Source organism: Microbispora sp. CSR-4, from assembly GCF_008033685.1.
Taxonomy (GTDB): domain Bacteria; phylum Actinomycetota; class Actinomycetes; order Streptosporangiales; family Streptosporangiaceae; genus Microbispora.
The window spans coordinates 1-18,268 of the sequence record NZ_VJVX01000087.1 but is presented as its reverse complement, the minus strand read 5'-3'; the positions used below and the strand labels follow the sequence as shown (position 1 = coordinate 18,268).

At 71.4% G+C, this 18,268-nt stretch carries 16 protein-coding genes; 7 read left to right on the top strand and 9 right to left on the bottom strand.

The window, feature by feature from the left end; all coding sequences use genetic code 11:
- The 3 genes from FLV34_RS36985 to FLV34_RS36975 form a co-directional block, all read right to left on the bottom strand.
- On the bottom strand, window positions 1-555 hold a 555-nt coding region (locus FLV34_RS36985), incomplete at its 3' end, for a DUF222 domain-containing protein (RefSeq protein ID WP_187280830.1).
- 565 nt (window positions 556-1,120) lie between these two features.
- Window positions 1,121-1,549: a nuclear transport factor 2 family protein gene (locus FLV34_RS36980; RefSeq protein WP_147945342.1), complete on the bottom strand. Its 429-nt coding sequence runs from the start codon at window positions 1,547-1,549 to the stop codon at window positions 1,121-1,123.
- 189 nt (window positions 1,550-1,738) lie between these two features.
- The gene (locus FLV34_RS36975; RefSeq protein ID WP_261986042.1) at window positions 1,739-2,392 is read right to left on the bottom strand and encodes a DUF305 domain-containing protein; all 654 of its coding nucleotides are present in this window, start codon (window positions 2,390-2,392) and stop codon (window positions 1,739-1,741) included.
- 375 nt (window positions 2,393-2,767) lie between these two features.
- On the opposite strand from FLV34_RS36975, the gene FLV34_RS36970 reads away from it, so the two are divergent.
- Window positions 2,768-4,168 carry an LVIVD repeat-containing protein gene (locus tag FLV34_RS36970; protein ID WP_261986041.1) on the top strand — a complete coding sequence of 467 codons (1,401 nt, stop codon included), beginning with the start codon at window positions 2,768-2,770 and terminating at the stop codon, window positions 4,166-4,168.
- Window positions 4,169-4,301: 133 nt separating this feature from the next.
- Here the strand turns inward: FLV34_RS36970 and FLV34_RS36965 are convergent, their stop codons facing one another.
- The gene (locus FLV34_RS36965) at window positions 4,302-5,222 is read right to left on the bottom strand and encodes an RDD family protein (protein WP_261986040.1); all 921 of its coding nucleotides are present in this window, start codon (window positions 5,220-5,222) and stop codon (window positions 4,302-4,304) included.
- A 40-nt stretch (window positions 5,223-5,262) separates the two neighbouring features.
- On the opposite strand from FLV34_RS36965, the gene FLV34_RS36960 reads away from it, so the two are divergent.
- Window positions 5,263-6,255 carry a stage II sporulation protein M gene (locus FLV34_RS36960; RefSeq protein WP_142648103.1) on the top strand — a complete coding sequence of 331 codons (993 nt, stop codon included), beginning with the start codon at window positions 5,263-5,265 and terminating at the stop codon, window positions 6,253-6,255.
- 21 nt (window positions 6,256-6,276) lie between these two features.
- Here FLV34_RS36960 and FLV34_RS36955 read toward each other — a convergent pair whose 3' ends face one another.
- From FLV34_RS36955 to FLV34_RS36935, 5 genes are read right to left on the bottom strand one after another with little or no spacing between them, the layout of a single operon-like run.
- Window positions 6,277-7,602 (bottom strand): DUF58 domain-containing protein, encoded by a 1,326-nt coding sequence (locus FLV34_RS36955; protein ID WP_147945340.1) that lies wholly within the window; start codon window positions 7,600-7,602, stop codon window positions 6,277-6,279.
- A gap of 7 nt (window positions 7,603-7,609) precedes the next feature.
- A complete protein-coding gene (locus tag FLV34_RS36950) occupies window positions 7,610-8,575 on the bottom strand; it encodes a MoxR family ATPase (RefSeq protein ID WP_142648105.1) in 966 nt (321 codons plus the stop codon).
- Window positions 8,572-9,732 carry a DUF4350 domain-containing protein gene (locus FLV34_RS36945; protein WP_142648106.1) on the bottom strand — a complete coding sequence of 387 codons (1,161 nt, stop codon included), beginning with the start codon at window positions 9,730-9,732 and terminating at the stop codon, window positions 8,572-8,574. Before FLV34_RS36945 ends, FLV34_RS36950 begins: the two co-directional genes overlap by 4 nt.
- Window positions 9,729-10,367, bottom strand: a complete 639-nt coding sequence (locus FLV34_RS36940; protein ID WP_260617283.1) for a DUF4129 domain-containing protein — start codon at window positions 10,365-10,367, stop codon at window positions 9,729-9,731. The genes FLV34_RS36945 and FLV34_RS36940 overlap by 4 nt, the downstream gene beginning before the upstream one ends.
- Window positions 10,364-11,710, bottom strand: coding sequence for a glycerophosphoryl diester phosphodiesterase membrane domain-containing protein (locus FLV34_RS36935; RefSeq protein ID WP_147945339.1), 1,347 nt, complete (start codon window positions 11,708-11,710; stop codon window positions 10,364-10,366). The genes FLV34_RS36940 and FLV34_RS36935 overlap by 4 nt, the downstream gene beginning before the upstream one ends.
- Window positions 11,711-11,993: 283 nt before the next feature.
- Between FLV34_RS36935 and mtrA the strand changes: the two genes are divergently transcribed.
- The 5 genes from mtrA to raiA all read left to right on the top strand — a co-directional run bounded on the left by mtrA (window position 11,994) and on the right by raiA (window position 18,157).
- Window positions 11,994-12,671 carry an MtrAB system response regulator MtrA gene (mtrA, locus tag FLV34_RS36930; RefSeq protein ID WP_036327899.1) on the top strand — a complete coding sequence of 226 codons (678 nt, stop codon included), beginning with the start codon at window positions 11,994-11,996 and terminating at the stop codon, window positions 12,669-12,671.
- Window positions 12,672-12,687: 16 nt separating this feature from the next.
- On the top strand, window positions 12,688-14,430 hold the full coding sequence (gene mtrB, locus FLV34_RS36925; protein WP_142648107.1) for an MtrAB system histidine kinase MtrB: 1,743 nt from the start codon (window positions 12,688-12,690) through the stop codon (window positions 14,428-14,430).
- Window positions 14,417-16,186, top strand: a complete 1,770-nt coding sequence (locus FLV34_RS36920; protein WP_142648108.1) for an LpqB family beta-propeller domain-containing protein — start codon at window positions 14,417-14,419, stop codon at window positions 16,184-16,186. The genes mtrB and FLV34_RS36920 overlap by 14 nt, the downstream gene beginning before the upstream one ends.
- Window positions 16,187-16,242: 56 nt before the next feature.
- Window positions 16,243-16,965, top strand: coding sequence for a ComF family protein (locus FLV34_RS36915; RefSeq protein WP_142648109.1), 723 nt, complete (start codon window positions 16,243-16,245; stop codon window positions 16,963-16,965).
- A 526-nt stretch (window positions 16,966-17,491) separates the two neighbouring features.
- A complete protein-coding gene (raiA, locus tag FLV34_RS36910) occupies window positions 17,492-18,157 on the top strand; it encodes a ribosome-associated translation inhibitor RaiA (RefSeq protein ID WP_142648110.1) in 666 nt (221 codons plus the stop codon).
- Window positions 18,158-18,268: the final 111 nt, after the last annotated feature.

The window sequence follows — 18,268 nt, the reverse complement described above, 5'->3', positions numbered from 1 at the left end:
GCCGGCCTCACGCGGCAGGTAGAACTCCCCTTCCACGCCGCCGCCCTTGCCCGGGCGGACCCGCAGGAACCGCCGCCCGTAATCGGCCCGCTCATCCCGCTCTTCCCCGTCGGGGTCGAGCACCGCCCGCAGGTGGCGGCCGGCCTTGGCGACCTCTGCCGCCCCGGCCTTGCCGGCCAGGTCCACCAAGATCGGCTCGGCCAGGCCGGCCTGCTCGTCCGTCAGTCCGGCGACGGCGGCGCAGATGGCCTCCACCACCCCGGCCGCCAACTCCCCTGTGGCGAACTTCTCCCGCACGACGGGGAGGCGGGGTAGTTCCGCGCCGAGGGTGAGCAGGCGGCCAGCTCCGCCAACGGTCATCCCCCCGCTGGTGCGTAGCCAGCAGCGGGTGGAGGCATGGCCGTGCTGCTTGGCCTGACCTGCTCGGTGGACCCGCCCCACCCGGTCGGCCAGGGCGCTGGTGATCCGGTCGCGGGCGAACAGCAACTCCTCCGCCTCGGCCAGGCACACATCCACGTCATCGGGAAGCGGCGTCAGCGCCAGCTCTTGGGCCACCTCACGAACCGACCCCACCACCACCCACGACGACCGCACACCACCCCGACCACGACCACGGCCCTGACCACGCCCACCCACACCCTCGGAAGCACCCGCACCCGAGCCAGAGCCGCCCGCGCCAGTGCCATTCGCGCCAGTGCCGTTTGTGCCAGCAGCGTCCGCGCCGTCGGCAGCCCCAGGCGAGGCGTTCGCGCCGTCGCTATCTGCGCTGTCGGTATGCGTGCCTGGGACGTCCGTCCCTGGGGCGTCCGTGCTCTCGACAACGGGTGTGTCGGCGTGCTGCCGGGGCTCGAAGTTGATGATCGGGAAGGGATCGCGGGCGGACGACCCGTCGGACGACCACAGCGGCGAATTGGCGATCAGCCGGTCCCACCACTCACCGTCTTCAGGACCATTCGAACGGTGAAGGCGCTCAGGATCGATATCGAACGGATCCATCGCACCTCCACTCGTCATTTCGAAAGCGTGTATTAATTGTGTCATGCGAGAAAAGTGGGAGGCAAGTTCGCTGGACGACTTCCTGGGGTTCCAGAAAAGGCGCCTGGGGTCCCAGAAAGGCCTCTTATGGGCTGACTTGGGTGCTGAGGGCGCGCGCAATAGTAAGGCTGTCTTCGAAAATGTGATAGCGGGTGATGAGTCCGTCTTCCACGGTCAGATGCAGCGCGAAAGGCGAGGTGTAGGCGGTGCCCCCGGCTCGGACCGTCTGCACGATCTCTCCGAGGACGACGGCGTGCGTCCCGTCGACCAGGATTCGCGTCACCGACGTGCCGTTGAGTTCAGGCACATGGTGGGCCTCCAGAGACCGGAAGTGGTCCGCCACCTCGGCCCGGCTGGAGCGCGGCTGGATCCAGGGAACAGCAGGATGCCCCTCGGCGGGCCAGGAGAGCAGCCAGTCGACGGGCTCGGCGAACAGCGCCGCCGTACGGTCGTGATCGCCCTCCGCCATCCGGCGCAGCAGCTCTTCCACGACGTCATGGGTGTCAGTGCTCATGCCACGACTCTTGTGCACCTGCACGCGGCACGGCGATTACCGGAGAGGTAATGCGATCAGTGAGGTGGAGCGCGGGCAGGTGGAGCGCGGTGCAGCTCGGGCGCCGTGCGGTTGGGCGCCGTGCGGTCGGGTGCAGTGCAGGTCAGGCGCGGTTTAGCTCGGGCACCGTGCGGTCGGGCGGGGTGCAGGTCAGGCGCGGTGCAGGGCGGGGGTGGGGGAAGGTCGGGTGCCCTGCATTTCACGCATCCGCCGGATCTCGGCGGTCTGTTCGGCGATCACGTCCGTGGCCCACTGTTCGACGGTGAGGTGTGAGCCCTCGGTGAGCGCCGTGGTGGCCATCGCGATCGCGCCTTCGTGATGGGCGACCATCATCTGGAGGAAGAGGCTGTCGAACGTGGCGCCGGAGGCCGCCCTGAGCGCCTTCATCTGCTCCGAGGTGGCCATGCCCGGCATGCCTTCATGATCGGCGTGATGGTCGGGCCGGGGGAGGTGTTCCCGGTCGAGCCAGGACGTCATGACACGGATCTCCGGCTCCTGTACGTCATGGATGCGGGCCGCGAGCGCCTTCAGCTTGGCGGAGGAGGCGTGCGAGGGAGCCAGGGCCGCCATGTCCAGCGCCTGCCGGTGGTGGACGATCATGTTCTGGACGTACCGCACGTCGGCCGCGTTGACGGTGGGGGAGGGGACCGCGGTGGCGGCCTCGGCAGGGCTGAGGGTCCTGGCCTCCTCGCCGGGCCGGCCGGGCGCGATCACGGGCGCGGTCGAGACGGGAGCACTCTCCCGTACGTCCTCCGCGCAGGCGGTGAGAAGGCAGGCGCTGAAGAGGAGCGCGACACCGGCCACCAGGACGCGCCCAAGCCGCGCCTTACCTTTCCGCGCGAGCCGCGTCCTACTCTCCCGGGCGAAGCACGCTGTGCCGCCCCGCGCAAAGCGGTCCCCGGTGTCCAGCGCCAAGCGCGCTCTGCCGCCCCGCGTAAAGCGCCCGCCGCTGTCCCACGTGCGGTCCCGCGCAGAGCGCTTCCTGCTGTCCTGCGCGCTTCGCACCCCTGCCCTCCCTGCCGCGGAGCGTACCGAGATCACGACGCTAACCCGGCAGGTTCGGGACGACAAAGGGCGACATGTGCCAGTTTTATTGACAGGTTGACAGCTAGCGAAGCAATCAAGTCAGAAGTGACGATCAGTCTATTTATGCCCCCTTTATAGGAGGAGGACAGCAAGTTGTTCACCTTACGCCGCAGCGGTCGTGCGCTTGCCGTCACGGGCGCGGCGGTCGTCCTGGCTCTGTCCGCCAATCCCGTACAGGCCGCTGACGTGCTGGCTCCGGGCGAGATCGCGATGAGCGCGAACGTCACCCACGTCGCGAACGTGCCGACCCCCACCGCCCTGGCCGGCACCATCAACACCGACATCGCCTTCCAGGGCGACTACGCCTACGTCGGCAACTATGGCGGATTCATGATCTTCGACATCAGGAACCCGAAGAGGCCGGTGGTGAAGAGCTCGGTGGTCTGCCCCGGCTCCCAGATGGACATGTCCGTGTACGGCGACCTGCTGTTCGGGTCGGTCGACTCCTCCCGCAATGACGACTCGTGCGCCAGCACGTCCCAGTCGGCGTCGGTCAAGGAGTCATGGGAGGGCGTCCGCATCTTCGACGTCAGGGACAAGTCGAACCCGAAGTACATCAAGTCGGTGGAGACGAACTGCGGCTCCCACACCCACACCCTCGTGCCGGACAAGAGCGGCAAGAACGTCTACATCTACGTCTCCTCCTACAGCCCGTCGGCGTCCTTCCCCGACTGCCAGCCGCCGCACGACCTGATCTCCATCATCAAGGTCCCGCTCAACAACCCCACCGCCGCGTCTGTGGTGGCGACGCCGGTGCTGTTCCCGGACGGCGGCAACCCGGGTGACGGGCAGCCCTACCCCAACGGCACGTCCGCGACGACGGGCTGCCACGACATCACCGCGTACCCGGAAAAGGGCCTGGCGGCGGGCGCCTGCATGGGCGACGGCATCCTGCTGGACATCCGCGACCCCGAGCGCCCGAAGGTCCTCGACGTCGTACGCGACGACGAGAACTTCGCCTTCTGGCACTCGGCGACGTTCAACAACGAAGGCACCAAGGTGGTCTTCACCGACGAGCTCGGCGGTGGTGGCGCGGCCACCTGCAACGAGGCCATCGGCCCGAACCGTGGCGCGGACGCCATCTATGACATCGCCCCCGGCAACAAACTCACCTTCCGGAGCTACTTCAAGATCAGCCGCTACCAGGACGACACCGAGAACTGCGTCGCGCACAACGGCTCGCTGATCCCGGTCAAGGGCCGCGACATCATGGTGCAGGCCTGGTATCAGGGCGGCGTCTCGATCTGGGACTTCACCGACTCGGCGCACCCGCAGGAGATCGGCTACTTCGAGCGCGGCCCGTGGTCGGAGCCGCTGAGCGCCGGCTATTGGTCGGCCTACTACTACAACGGCTACATCTACGGCAGCGAGTTCAACCAGGGATTCGACGTCCTGCGGATCAACGACCCGCGTACGAACCAGGCCAAGAGCGTGAAGATGGACATCCTCAACGTGCAGAGTCAGGGCTCGTACCGCGAGCCCGGCAGGCACTAGAGGTATGGAAGGAGGCGGGCATCTCCGGTGCGGCCTCTCCCTCAACGCACCGGCGATGCCCGCCTCAACCCCACTGCAGGTATGCCCCATGACCTGCAATGACCACAGGTGCCCCGCATATCGGGCTCTACACCTAAACGGGCGGAACAAATCCCCCCGATGTCGGCGGAGCGTCTCCGCGCGGCGGTTCGGCCGCCGTCGGCGGCGCCGGCGCCGGCCCGCCCTGCCCATGAGCGCCCTGCCCATAAGGTCCATAAGCGCCGTGTCCATAAGCGCCGTACCCCTGGGGACCGTACGGTGGGGGCGTGGAACGGGCCCGGGCGAGCCGCATCTCCTCGCGGCGTCTGCGTTCGGCCAGTACGGCGGCCAGATAGGCGTACGGCGGAACGCCGGGCGGGGGCGGCGGCGCCACCCGCGCGCTGACCTGCGCGGCCACGCGCATCCCCATCTCGTCCCGCATCTGAGGGGTGAGCTGGTTCCAGCGGGACAGGTACTGCCGGGCCGTGTTGGCCAGGTCGTCGGACAACCCGGACAACTCCAGCGTCGCGGCCCACGACGCGAGCGCCGGAGGCATCTCCGGCGGCGGGGCCTGCTGCGGCGTGCGCTCCCCGATGACGGTCGTCCCCGCGAACACGTCCCCCAGGCGCTTGCCGCGCTGGTTGAGGAGCGACGTGATGAGCGCGGGAGCGCCGGCGAACGTCCAGAACTCCAGGAACCCGGCGAGCCCGCGGAACAACGCCTGCCGGAAGCGTTCCGGCCCGCCGTCGTCGCTCACCACGCGCAGGCCGAGGGCGAGCTTGCCCAGCGAGCGGCCCCTGCTGATCGTCTCGAACGCGACCGGATAGCCCACCGTGACCAGCACGAGGAACAGGATGAACAGGCCGGTGGCCAGCGAGTCGTCGGTCACCAGGGACGCCTGTGTGACCAGCACGACGGTCAGGATCAGCACGGCCCACTGGACGGCCCAGTCGATGAGGAAGGCCAGGGCGCGGCTGGGGAGCTGGGCGACGCGAACCTCTACGACGACCGCCTCGCCGGTCACGACTTCGGACACACTGCGCACCCTACTGCGTCGCGTCGATAGGGTCCGATCCGTGGACATCGATGCCTTCGTCGCCGCGAGCAAGCCGTCCTGGGACCGGCTGGACGACCTCGTACGGCGACAGCGCAGGCTGCGCGGCGCGGAGGTCGACGAGCTGGTCGAGCTCTACCAGCGGGCGGCGACCCACCTGTCCATCGTGCGGTCGGGGTCGTCCGACGCCCTTCTCGTGGGACGTCTGTCGTCGCTGGTGGCGAGGGCGCGCTCGGCCGTCACGGGCGCGCACAGCCCGGCCTGGCGGGAGGTCGCCCGGTTCTTCACGGTGTCCTTCCCCGTGGTGGCCTATCGGGCGCGCCGGTGGTGGATCGGCGTCACGGTGGCCTCGCTCGCGGTCGCGTACGTCGTGGGTGTGTGGGTGGCGCGCGATCCCACGGTGCAGAGCCTCATCGGCACGCCGGAGGAGATCCGGCAGATCGTCGAGCACGATTTCGCCGACTACTACTCGGAGAATCCGGCGGTGTCGTTCGCCGGCCACGTGTGGCTGAACAACGCCTGGCTGTCCATGCAGGTCGTGGTCTCGGCGATCCTGCTCGGCCTGCCCATTCCCTACATCCTGTTCCAGAACGCGGCCAACGTGGGACTCCTCGGCGGCCTGATGCACGCGCACGGCAAGGCGGACGTGTTCTGGGGCCTGATCCTGCCGCACGGCATGCTGGAGCTGACCGCGGTCTTCCTGGCGGCCGCCGCCGGGCTGCGGCTGGGCTGGACCGCCGTCGACCCCGGCCCGAGGCGGCGCGCGGAGGCGCTGGCCGAGCAGGGCAGGGCCGTGATGAGCGTCGCGCTCGGCCTGGTCGTGGTGCTGCTCGTCTCCGGGCTCATCGAGGCGGGGGTCACCCCGTCGGGGCTGCCGACCTGGGCGCGCATCTCCATCGGGGCGCTCGCGGAGGCGCTGTTCATCGCGTACGTGGTCGTCTTCGGCCGCCGGGCGGAACGCGCGAACGAGACGGGCGACATCGAACACGCCCCCGATCTCGCGCCAACCGCCTAAGTACCGACCGCCTAAGAGGACTCAGAGCCGGCCGGCGGCCTTCAGCGCCAGGTACGCGTCCGCGAGCGCCGGGGCGACGTCCTCGGGCAGGGCGTCCACGACCTCCACGCCGTGGCGGCGCAGCACCGCGGTGATCCCACGCCGTTCGCCGCGCAGCCGCTCGGCCGCCGCGGCGTCGTAGACGGCCTCCGCGGTGCCGCGCCCGGCCGCCATGCCGGCGACGCGCGGGTCGGCGACCGAGGCCACCACGACCATGTGCCGGGACGACAGGCTGGGCAGCACGGGCAGCAGGCCCTCCTCCATGGCGGTGGCGTTCAGGTCGGTCAGCAGCACCACCAGGCAGCGCCGCCTGGCCCTGGACAGCACGGCCGCCACCATCCCCGCGGCGTCGGCCTCGACCAGCTCCGCCTCGATCGGCGCCATCGCGTTAACCAGCGACGACAGCAGCTCCGTGCGCGACACACCGGACACCTGGGCCCGTACGGCACGGTCGTAGGCGAGGAAGTCGACGCGGTCGCCGGCCCGCGCCGCGAGCGAGGCCAGCAGCAGCGCGGCGTCCATCGACCAGTCCAGGCGAGGCCACCCGGACGGCCCGGAGCCGGGCAGCGGCGCCTCCCCGACCCGGCCCGCCGAGGTGCGGCCCGTGTCGAGCACGATCAGCACCCGGCGGTCGCGCTCGGGCCGCCAGGTGCGTACGACGACATCGCTGCGCCGGGCGCTCGCCCGCCAGTCGATGGAACGGACGTCGTCGCCCACCACGTATTCACGCAGCGAGTCGAACTCGGTGCCCTGGCCGCGCACCAGCGCGGGGTGCCGTCCGTCGAGCTCGCGCAGCCGGGCCAGCCGCGCCGGCAGATGCCTGCGGCTGAGGAACGGCGGCAGCACCCGGACGGTCCACGGCACGTGGAACGTCCGCTGCCGCGCGGCCAGGCCCAGCGGCCCGACCGAGCGGACCGTCACGGCCACGGCCTCCCGGTCGCCCCTGCGGGTGGGCGTCAGCGTCGTGACCAGGCGCCGCCGCTCACGGGCCGGCACGTCGAGCGGCACCCGCCGGGGCTCGGCCCCGGCCGAGGGCTGCCAGGCGTCGCGCAGCACGCCCCGCACGCGCCGCCCACCCGGGTTGTCCACGACCAGGCCGATGGTCGCCGACTGTCCCAGGCGCACCCTTCGTTCGCCGTCGCGCTGGAAGCGGAGCCCGCGTACGGCGCCCGCGAGCAGCAGGTCGGCCGTCACGAGCACGGCGAGCACGAGCGCGGCGGCCAGGACGACCAGGCCGGGCTCGGGGGCGAGGAGCACGACGATCGCGGCGAGGGCGGCGAGCAGTCCCGTGCGTCCGGTCAGCGCCACGCGGCCCTCACCGGGGCACGGGGACGGCGGCCAGGATGCCCTCCAGGATGCCGTCGGGGGTTGCGCCCTCCAGTTCGGCCTCCGGGCGCAGCCCCACACGGTGGCGCAGGGCGGGCCGCGCCAGGGCCTTCACGTCGTCGGGCGTCACGTACGACCGGCCCGACAGCCATGCCCACGCCCGCGCGGCGGCGAGCAGCGCGGTCGCCCCGCGCGGCGAGACGCCGAGCTGGAGCGAGGGCGACTGCCGGGTGGCGCGGGCGACGTCCACGATGTAGCCGAGCACCTCGGGGCTCGCGTGCACCTGCGCGACCGCCCGGCGCCCTGCCGCGAGGTCGGCGGCGGACGCCACCGCCTTGATCTCCGTCAGGTCGCGCGGGTCGAAGCCGAGCGCGTGCCGTTCGAGGACGGCGATCTCCTGCTCGCGTGCCGGCAGCGGCACGGTCAGCTTGAGCTGGAACCGGTCGAGCTGCGCCTCGGGGAGCTGGTAGGTGCCCTCGTACTCGACGGGGTTCTGGGTCGCCACGACGATGAAGGGATCCGGCAGCGCGCGGGCCGCGCCCTCGACGCTGACCTGCCGCTCCTCCATGGCCTCCAGCAGGGCGGCCTGGGTCTTCGGCGGCGTGCGGTTGATCTCGTCGGCGAGCAGCAGGTTGGTGAATACCGGCCCCTCGCGGAACTCGAACTCGGCCGTCCTGGCGTCGTAGACCAGCGATCCCGTGACGTCGCCCGGCATCAGGTCGGGGGTGAACTGCACCCGCTTGAAGTCCAGGGCGAGCGTGGCCGACAGCGTGCGTACGAGCAGGGTCTTGGCCACGCCGGGCACGCCTTCGAGCAGCACGTGACCCCGGCACAGCAGCGCGATGACCAGGCCGGTGACGACGGGGTCCTGGCCCACGACCGCCTTGGCCACCTCCGCCCGCAGCGCCGCGAGCGCCTCGCGGGCGGCGTCCGCGTCCGATTCAGGTGTGGTCACGAGTCTCGTACCTGCCTTTCGAGTGTGTCCAGGTGAGCGGCGAGGGCCACCAGCGCGGTGTCGTTTCCGGGCGGCGGGCCGCACAGCAGCGTCAGCACCGGCTCGGGGTCGCGGCCGGTGCGCGCGGCGGCGGCGAGGGCGACCTCATCCGGGGTCGCGGTGCGGCGCAGCCCGAGGCGGGGGGCGAGCCGGTCGGCCGCGGCGGCCCGCAACGCGAGGGCCGCCCGGTCCCTGGCCCGGCGGGACCGATAGAGGCGTCCGCGCCCTTCGACGGTCTCCGCGGCCCGCACGACCACGGGCAGGCGCTCGGCCACGACGGGCCCGAGCCTGCGTCCGCGCCACAGGGCGGCCAGGGCCACCGCCACGACGAGCTGGAGGACCGCCCACTTCACCCCGCCGGGGATGAGGTCGCCGAGCGAGCGGGCCTCCCCGCCGGTCCCTCCGCCGCCCGCCTCGTCGGAGTCGTCGGGCGCGGCGAGCCAGACGAGTCTCGGCCGCGCCCCGGCGAGGTTCAGCGCGAGCGCCGCGTTGCCGTCCTCCGCGAGGCGCAGGTTGGTCATGAACGACGCGTCGCCCAGCACGGTCACGGTGTGCTCTTCCGCGGTGTAGCGGACCAGGGCGTGCCCGTCGCCGGCGGGGTAGCAGCCGGTGGACCCGCGCGGCCCGGTGAAGGACATGCCACCGGTGTAGGCGTCTCCGGCCCGCACCGCCTCCGGCAGCGTGCACTCCGGGGCCCGCGACCGGGCGCGTACGGGGCCCTCTCTCTGTACGCCGGGGGCGAGCACGTCGAGGTACGGCACGGAGCCGACGACGAGCCGGTCGCCGAAAGCCGCGGCGAGGCGGCCGGCGTCGCCGCGGTCCAGGAAGCTCGCCTCGGTGACGAGCAGCAGGGCGGACGGCCCGGCGGCGGACACGGCCGCGCCGGGGGTCTCCACCCGGACCACCTCGACCCCGTGCGTCTGGAGCAGCCGGGCGAGCGCGGCGCTGCCGTCCAGCGAGGTGTCGGAGGGATCGAGGGTGCGGCCGCCGGACTGCGTCCCGGTGAGCAGCAGCGGTAGCACCGCCGTGATCAGCACGAGCAGCACCAGCGCCGCGGCCCAGGCCGCCTGCCGCACACGTCCCGGCGTCCTGGCGGTCCCGGCGATCCCGACGGTCATGCGTCCACGCTCGCCCGGGCCGACCGCAGGCGCTCGTCCAGGGCGGTGAGCGAGAGGTAGCCCTCCCGGGTGCCGCCCAGCCCGCCGTAGGTCACGTCGTCGAACAATCGTGCCGCCGCGCGCAGGTCCGCCGCGTGGGGCGGCAGCGCCTGCCCGGCGACCTCGGCCAGCTCGACGGCGGTGCGGCCCGGCATCGGGCCGACGATCGCGCGTTCCTCCAGTTCGCGGGCGATGGCGCGCAGCCGCTCCTGGATGGCCCCGGCCCAGCTCCCTTCGGCCGCCAGGCGCTCGGCCTCGGCGCGATGCTCGGCGGCCGTCCGCTCACGCTGCCCGAACACCGCGCCGCTCTCCGTACGCGGGTCGCGCGAAAAGCGGCGCAGGGCCCACAGGAGCAGCACGGCCAGGACGGCGAGGACGACGGCGATCACGACGAGCGACGTCACGCCGCCCACGCCCGTGCCGCCGCCGCTCATGAGGTCGCCGAGGAACTGGGAGATCTCCCGTTGCAGCCGGTCGAAAAGCGGCTCGTGCTGGTAGCCCGCACCGGACAGCTCGCGCGCGGCCTCCCGGGCGGCCTGCTCGCGGCCGATGTCGATCGGCGAGGCGAGCAGCGCCGCCGCCCGCACGGCCGTCACGCCTGCGGGCCGTATGGCCCGTACGGCCCGGACTGCCCGTATGGCGGAGCCCCGTGATAGGGCCCGGAGCCCGGCGCGGTCCCGGCGGCGTAACTCGGGTGCCACAGGTCGTCGACCCCGGCGTGGACCCAGCCCTGCGACTGGTTCTGCGCCGCCGCCGTCTGCAGCACGAGGTCGAACGCCTCGGCCCGCATCCGCCGGTCGGCGTACAGCAGCCCTGCCACACCCGCCTGGAAGGGATAGGTGATCATGGAGGCGACGACCTGGCCGACCGCCAGGAGGAGCGCCGCGATCACGGTGCCGCCCGCGCTGTCGCCGTTCAGCATCCCGATGAGCGAGCCGCCGAGCGTGAACGGGATCGCCAGCACGCCGCTGATGATGGCCGCGAGTATGGCGGTGAGCAGCAGGATGCCGAGCACCCGCCAGCTGTCGCCCTTGACCAGCCGCCACGACCGGCTCATGGCGTCGGTGACCCCGCGGCCCTCCAGCACGACGGCGGGGGCCGCCAGCGACAGACGCGTGTAGAAGAACAGGAGATAAGGGATGTAGGCCAGGATGAACAGCAGGCCGAGGAGGACCCCGATTCCGGCGGCGCCGCTCCCCATGCCGTCGAACGCGTCGGTCGCCGCGAGGCCGACGAGCACCGCGACGACCGCCAGCAGCGGCAGCAGGAGGATGAGCCCCTGCAGCAGCACCAGCCCGAACAACGCGGGCACCCGAGCCCGCGCCAGCCGCCACGCCTCGCCCACCGTGATGCGCCCGCCGAACACCGCGCGGCCGAGCACCCGGGTGAGGACGCCCGTGAGGATGGTGGTGCCCACGAACGTCATCACATAGGTGAGGATCGAGCCGATGTACTGCGCGGCCAGCCCGGCGACCGGCACGTCCATGCCGTCGGCGTACGGGTCGGCCATGAAATCGCTCAGCGAGCCGAAGGAGATGGCCTGCCCGATCGCGGCAGGGATTCCGGTCACCGCCGCCACGATCGCCGACAGGCCCAGCGTGGCCTTGGGGTTCGACCGGATCAGCTTGATCGTGCCGTCGAGGATGTCGCCGAGCGTCAACGGGCGCAGCGGGATGATGCCCGGCCGCGGCGCGTCCGGCGCCCGGTATCCGTACCCGTACTGCCCTGCGTACGGCGCGGACGGCGCAGGGGGATTGGGTGCGGAGGGATAGGGCGCAGCGGGATCGGGCGCAGAAGGATATGGTGCGCCTTGCGGCGTGCCGGCGCCGGGAGAGGCCCAGGAAGGCCCGGACGCTCCGGCGGCCCCGCCGTACGGGGGAGGTTGCTCGGCCGCCCAGCCGGAGGGCAGCTCGGGGGTGGAGCCGGGGCCGTCTGTCATGTCCCAATCCTGGCATGATGTACGCGCGCGCCGCAGCGGTCGTACGGGAGGGCTGTGGGGGATGGCCGAAACGGGGGGTGCGGGCGCACACTTGGAACGTGACCGCACCACGGGATTCCCGCCGGTGTGACCGCATCTGGTCAGATCATCGCGCGCTTCGTCCGCTGCGCCTAAACTCCATCCACTGTCGTGGTCGTGTAACACCAAAGCGGTGGCCACGGTAGCCTGCGGGGGAAACTGTGACAAACGCCCAAATCTCCCATACGCGTACGAATGAGGGGCCATGAAAGGACGCGTGCTGGTCGTCGACGACGACGCCGCTCTCGCCGAGATGCTCGGCATCGTCTTGCGCGGGGAGGGCTTTGAGCCGTCGTTCGTGTCCGATGGCGACAAGGCGCTCGACGCCTTCAGGGACACCCGGCCGGACCTCGTCCTGCTCGACCTGATGCTTCCCGGTGCCGACGGCATCGACGTCTGCCGCCGCATCCGCGCCGAGTCCGGCGTTCCGATCGTGATGCTGACGGCCAAGAGCGACACCATCGACGTGGTGCTCGGGCTGGAGTCCGGCGCGGACGACTACATCGTCAAGCCGTTCAAGCCGAAGGAGCTCGTGGCCCGCGTGCGCGCCCGCCTGCGCCGCACCGACGAGCCCACGCCCGAGATCCTGCAGATCGGCGACATCACGATCGACGTGGCCGGTCACTCGGTCAAGCGCGCCGAGGAGACCATCAACCTCACGCCGCTGGAGTTCGACCTGCTGGTAGCGCTGGCCCGCAAGCCCCGTCAGGTCTTCACCCGCGAGGTGCTGCTGGAGCAGGTCTGGGGCTACCGGCACGCCGCCGATACTCGTCTGGTGAACGTGCACGTCCAGCGCCTGCGCGCGAAGATCGAGAAGGACCCGGAGCACCCCGAGATCGTCGTCACGGTCCGGGGTGTGGGCTACAAGGCCGGCCCGGCGTAAGCTGCACGTCAGCGTCATGCCGGTCCCTGCGAGGAAACGCCGTCGCCGGACCCCGGGCCAGATCGCCCGCGGGGTCCGCAGACGCGCGCGCCGCCTCGCGGGCAGGCTGCGGCACGTCTGGCGGCGTTCGCTCCAGCTCCGCGTCGTCACCAGCACGCTCGTGCTGTCGATGGCCGTGGTGGTCGTCCTCGGCGTCTTCCTGATGCAGTCGATCGTCGCCTCGGTGCTGACCAGCACCGAGGTGTCCGCGGTCGAGGAGTCGCGGGCGAACATCGCGACCGCGAGCGGCTACCTCACCCAGCCCGCGGACTCGACCGACATCACGCAGGACGCCACCGACCAGGGGCAGACGCTGAACCCCGTCGACGCGGCGGCCAAGGCGCTGACCGACCGCTCCGGAGGCCGCTACGACGTCGTCATCTTCAACGACGCGTCGGTCGGCGAGGGCCGGGCGTCCGGGCAGATCGACTGGACGAGCATCCCGGCCTCCATGCGGGTGAAGGTCCAGAACAGCGACGAGCAGACGCTCCTGGCCCAGACCGTGAAGATCCGGTACATCGGCGCGAAGCAGCCCGAGAGCGCCTGGCTGGTGGGCGGCCGGGTGAACGGGACCTATGAGATCTACCACGTCTTCCCGCTCGGCGACGAGGAGAAGACGCTGCTCACGGTGCAGCAGATGGTCTTCGGCGCGGGAGCCGCGCTCGTGCTGCTGCTGGCCGGCGTCGCCTCGCTGGTCACCCGCCAGGTGGTCACCCCCGTACGGCTCGCGCGCCAGGCGGCGGAACGGCTCGCCGCAGGCCGGCTGGAGGAGCGGCTCAAGGTGCGCGGGGAGGACGACCTCGCCCGGCTGGCGACCTCGTTCAACGAGATGGCGTCCAACCTCGCCGTGAAGATCCACCAGCTGGAGGAGCTCTCCCAGGTGCAGCGGCAGTTCGTCTCCGACGTCTCCCACGAGCTGCGCACGCCGCTGACGACGGTCCGCATGGCCGCCGACCTGCTCTACGAAGGGCGCGAGGACTTCGACCCCGCCTCCGCGCGGGCCGCCGAGCTCATGCAGAACCAGCTCGAACGCTTCGAGTCGATGCTCGCCGACCTGCTGGAGATCAGCCGCTACGACGCCGGGGCGGCCACCCTCGACCTCGACCCCGTCGACATGCGCGACGTGGTCCTGCGCGCCGTGGGCGACTCCGAGGCGCTCGCCGAGCGGCAGGCCACCCGCTTCGAGCTGCGCCTGCCCAACGAGCCGTGCATGGCCGAGGTGGACAGCCGCAGGGTCGAGCGCATCCTGCGCAACCTGCTCTTCAACGCCATCGAGCACGGCGAGGGCAAGGACATCGTCGTCACGCTCGGCGCCGACCGCGACGCGGTGGCCGTGGCCGTACGCGACCACGGGGTCGGCCTCAAGCCGGGCGAGGAGACGATGGTGTTCGACCGCTTCTGGCGGGCCGACCCCTCGCGCGCCCGGACCATCGGCGGCACCGGCCTCGGCCTGGCGATCTCGCGGGAGGACGCCATGCTGCACGGCGGCTGGCTCCAGGCGTGGGGCGCGCCGGGGGAGGGCAGCCAGTTCCGCCTGTCGCTGCCGCGCGTGGCGGGAACCCCGCTGCGCGGCTCGCCGCTGCCGCTCGTGCCCCCGGAGGTCGAGATGCGGCGCACGTGGCGCGGTCACGCCACGCCGGTCCTGACCCCCGCGCCCGCGGAGACGGCGCCGAGGGTGCGGGAGAACGTGGACGCGGGGGCATTCGATGCGGCGGACTGAGCGGCTCGGCGTCCGCCGCCTGACCGCGGCCGTGGGGACGGCGCTCGTCCTGGTCTCGGGCGGGGCGGGGTGCGCCACCGTGCCCACGAGCGGCAGCCCCCGCGTCGCCCAGGAGGACCACGGCAAGGACACGCTCAGCCAGCCGTACGTGCGGCTCATCGCGACCCCGCCCAAGAAGGGCGCCCCGCCCGAGGACATCGTGAGGGGCTTCCAGGCCGCCATGGCCGCCTTCGACGATCCCGGCCTCACCATCGCCAGGGAGTACCTCACCCCCGGCGCGGTCAAGCGCTGGAACCCCTGGCGGCAGACCCGCATCTACGAGGGCAAGATCGAGTCGGACCACACGCTGGACCTCCAGAAGGCCATGCGGACGACGGTGACGCTGAAGGGCACGGCGGTCGCCACCATCGACCCCGAGGGCAGGTCGACCCCGGCCGCCGGCACCATCGGCGAGCCGTTCACGCTGGTCAAGCAGGACGGCGAGTGGCGGATCGACGTGCTCTCCGACGGCCGCCTGCTGTCGTACGACGACCTGCAGCGCGCGTACCGGAGGGTGGACCTGTACTACCCGCCGGCCACCGGTGAGGTCGGTCTCGTGGCCGACAGGGTGTGGGTGCCGATCGAGCCCAGCAGGGGAGTGCCCGAGACCCTGGTCCGCCGCCTGCTCGCCGGGCCGACCTCCTCCATCAGGAACGCGGTGAGCAGCGCGTTCCCGCCGGGCACGGAGCTCAACCGGATCACCGTCGAGGGCGACACGGTCGTGCTCGACTTCTCCTCCGAGCTGGAGTCGGTGCCCGCCGACCGCCTCGACGCGCTCAAGGCGCAGCTCGTATGGACGCTCGGCGAGCTGGTCACCGGCCGCACCGTCGAGATCCGCGTGAACGGCGAGTCGGGGAGGCGGTTCCGGCCCGCCGACTACGCCCGCTATGACCCGAACGTGCTGACCGGCTCCCTGCAGGCCTACTACATGCAGGGCGGCAGGCTGCTGCAGTTCAAGGAGAAGGGCGACGGCACCCCGGTGCCGGGCGCGGCCGGCGAGCAGACCGGGAAGTTCTCCCAGCCCGCCGTCTCCAACCCCAACGCGTTCCCGGCCCAGGTGGCCGCCCTGCTCAACGGCGACGGCGTCTACGTCGCCCCGATGACCCCGGGCAGCCAGTGGCAACGGTGGATCGCGGGCGGCGACATGAGCCCGCCCTCCTGGGACCGCTACGGCGCCGTCTGGTCGGCCGAGAGGGTGAACCCGCACGAGAGCCAGGTCTGGACGGCGGAGAACGGCCGGGCCCACCGCGTGGACGTCGACGACGAGCTGTCGTACGGACGGATCCTCGAACTGCGGGTCTCCCGCGACGGCGCCCGGGTCGCGGCGATCGTCGACGACGGCCTCGGCACCTCCGTGAAGATCGGCACGATCGTCCGCAACGGCCAGCAGACGCGGATCGAGTCCGTACGTACGCTGATCGAGCCGCGCGACGCCCGCAAGATCAAGGACATCGCCTGGCAGGACGCCGCCGACCTGCTCGTGCTGTCCGAGGGCAGCAGCGGCCAGGAGCTGGCCACCTGGTCGGTGATGGAGGGTGTGGTCCCCAACGACGGCCCCATCAAGCTCGACTCGAAGATCAAGTCGATCGCGGCCGTGCCTGACCACGTGCTCGCGGCGGCCGACGAGGGCCAGGTGCTCACCTACAGCGTGGACAAGCACGCCTGGACCCCGCGCGCCGACAAGGGCGCCACCGACCCCGTCTATCCCCTCGGCTGAGCCGGCGTGGAGTGACGAGCCGGGGAACTGTCGGTGGCGGACGGCAAGCTGAGGGCGTGCCGTCCGCCCTGCTCGATCTGATCCTCCCGCCGCGCTGCGCCGGATGCGGCGCGCCGGGCGCCCTCGCCTGCTGCTCCTGCCGGGCCGAGCTGCTGCGGGAGCCGGCCCCCCGGCCGCCGGACCCGCCGCCTCCCGGCCTGCCCGACTGCTGGTCGGCCACCGCCTACGACGGCGCGGCCCGCCGGATGATCCTCGCCTGCAAGGAACGCGGCCGTACGGCGCTGGTGCCGGTCCTGGCGGCCTCCGTGAGCGCCTGTGTGACCGCCTGGGCGGCAGGCAGGGGAGTGTTTCGCGGGGTGTGGCTGGTGCCCGTTCCGAGCGCACGGGCCGCCTCCCGCCGCCGTGGGCACGACCCCGTCCGCGCCGTCGCCGCTGCGGCGGCCCGTCAGTTGTGCCGGCGCGGCAGGCCCGCAGCTCTAGCGCCCCTGCTGCGGCAGAGCAGGCGCGTGGCCGACCAGGCGGGGCTGGGATCGGTGGAGCGGGCCGTCAACCTGTCGGGAGCGTTCGAGGTCGTGCCGGGCGCGGCGGCGCGCCCACGGCCGTCTGACGGCTGTCTGGAGGCCGCCGACGTGGTCCTGGTGGACGACATCGTCACGACGGGGACGACGCTGGCGGAGGCGGCCAGGGCGCTGCGCGCCGCCGGAGCGGAGCCGTCCGCGGCGGTGACCATCGCGGCGACACGCCGGAGATGCCGGGTTGGCGAATATCACAGACCGTAAAACCTTGGGTAAGAGCGCGGCGTGTCGCCGGGACGTGAGCGCCTGCCGACTCCGGGGCGACTTGCCTGCTCAACACAGGTGTGGATGCTCCGGTTGCGGGGATTCCCAGAATATGACCACGAATTTTCCGGCGGTGAGATGGCAACCGGGATCACGCAAAGTGATCGTTTAGCGGATCTCCTGGCTGACATCCGAGGCGGTAGCGACTAGCGTTCAGACATGGCACCCGTTCGGGTCCGTGGTTGCGCCGGGCCGACTCCCTCGCGGGGTTCGGCCTGGTTAGCCGATGCCAGCCGCAGGCGAAACGGCCCACGTAAGGCGACTCTTGGTCGACCGATCACGGTGCGGCTTAGAGGTAAGTCCTGCCCTCCCGGGGGTCCAGATGTCCCCCGTAAGAGGAGAAGGGCAGTAGTGGCGAGTGAGCTGCGAACCCCTCAGCAGGCGGATGTGGGGACGAAGACCAGGTCGGCCGGACGGGTGTCCAAGAGCGCGTGCACCACCGTCGATGTGCGAAGGGGGGCTTTGCGTGGAAATCATCGTCAAGGGACGGCACACCACTGTGGGTGACCGGTTCCGCGATCAAGTGACGTCCAAGCTGGCCAGGATCCAGAAGCTCAACAACAAGCTCATCCAGGTCGACGTAGAGGTCTCGAAGGAACCCAACCACCGGCAGAGCGGGCAGCGTGAACGGGTGGAGCTGACCATCCACTCGCGGGGCCCAGCGATCCGCGCGGAGGCCTGCGCGGACGACCGGTTCTCGGCGCTGGACATCGCCATCGGCAAACTGGAGGAACGGCTGAGGCGGCTCGCCGATCGCCGCAAGATCCATCACGGGAAGAACTGCCCTCCCTCGATGGCAGAGTTCACCGCGGTGACCGAGAACGCGCAGGAGGTGGTCACGAGCGTCCGGGAGGAGCCGGAGCCGGTCGCCGAGATCCCGGCCGAGACCGCCGGTGGGCGGGCCCGGAGTTCCGAGCCCATCGTGCCCATCGAGATGGACGGCGAAGGACCGCTGATCGTACGCGAGAAGTTCCACAAGGCCGACCCCATGACGATCGATCAGGCGCTCCTGGAAATGGAGCTCGTCGGACACGACTTCTACCTCTTCCGCGACAAGGAAGGGGGTCAGCCGAGCGTCGTCTACCGACGCCGCGGCTACGACTACGGAGTCCTCAGGCTCGTGGAGAGCTAGCACCTCGCCTAACCTCGGGCTTTCGCGACGAATTTGAGCGGGCTTGATCGTTTACATGAGAAAAGTGCCTTTGAGCTGGGAGGATTGGGCTTGTCGAGAGTCCTGTCCGCA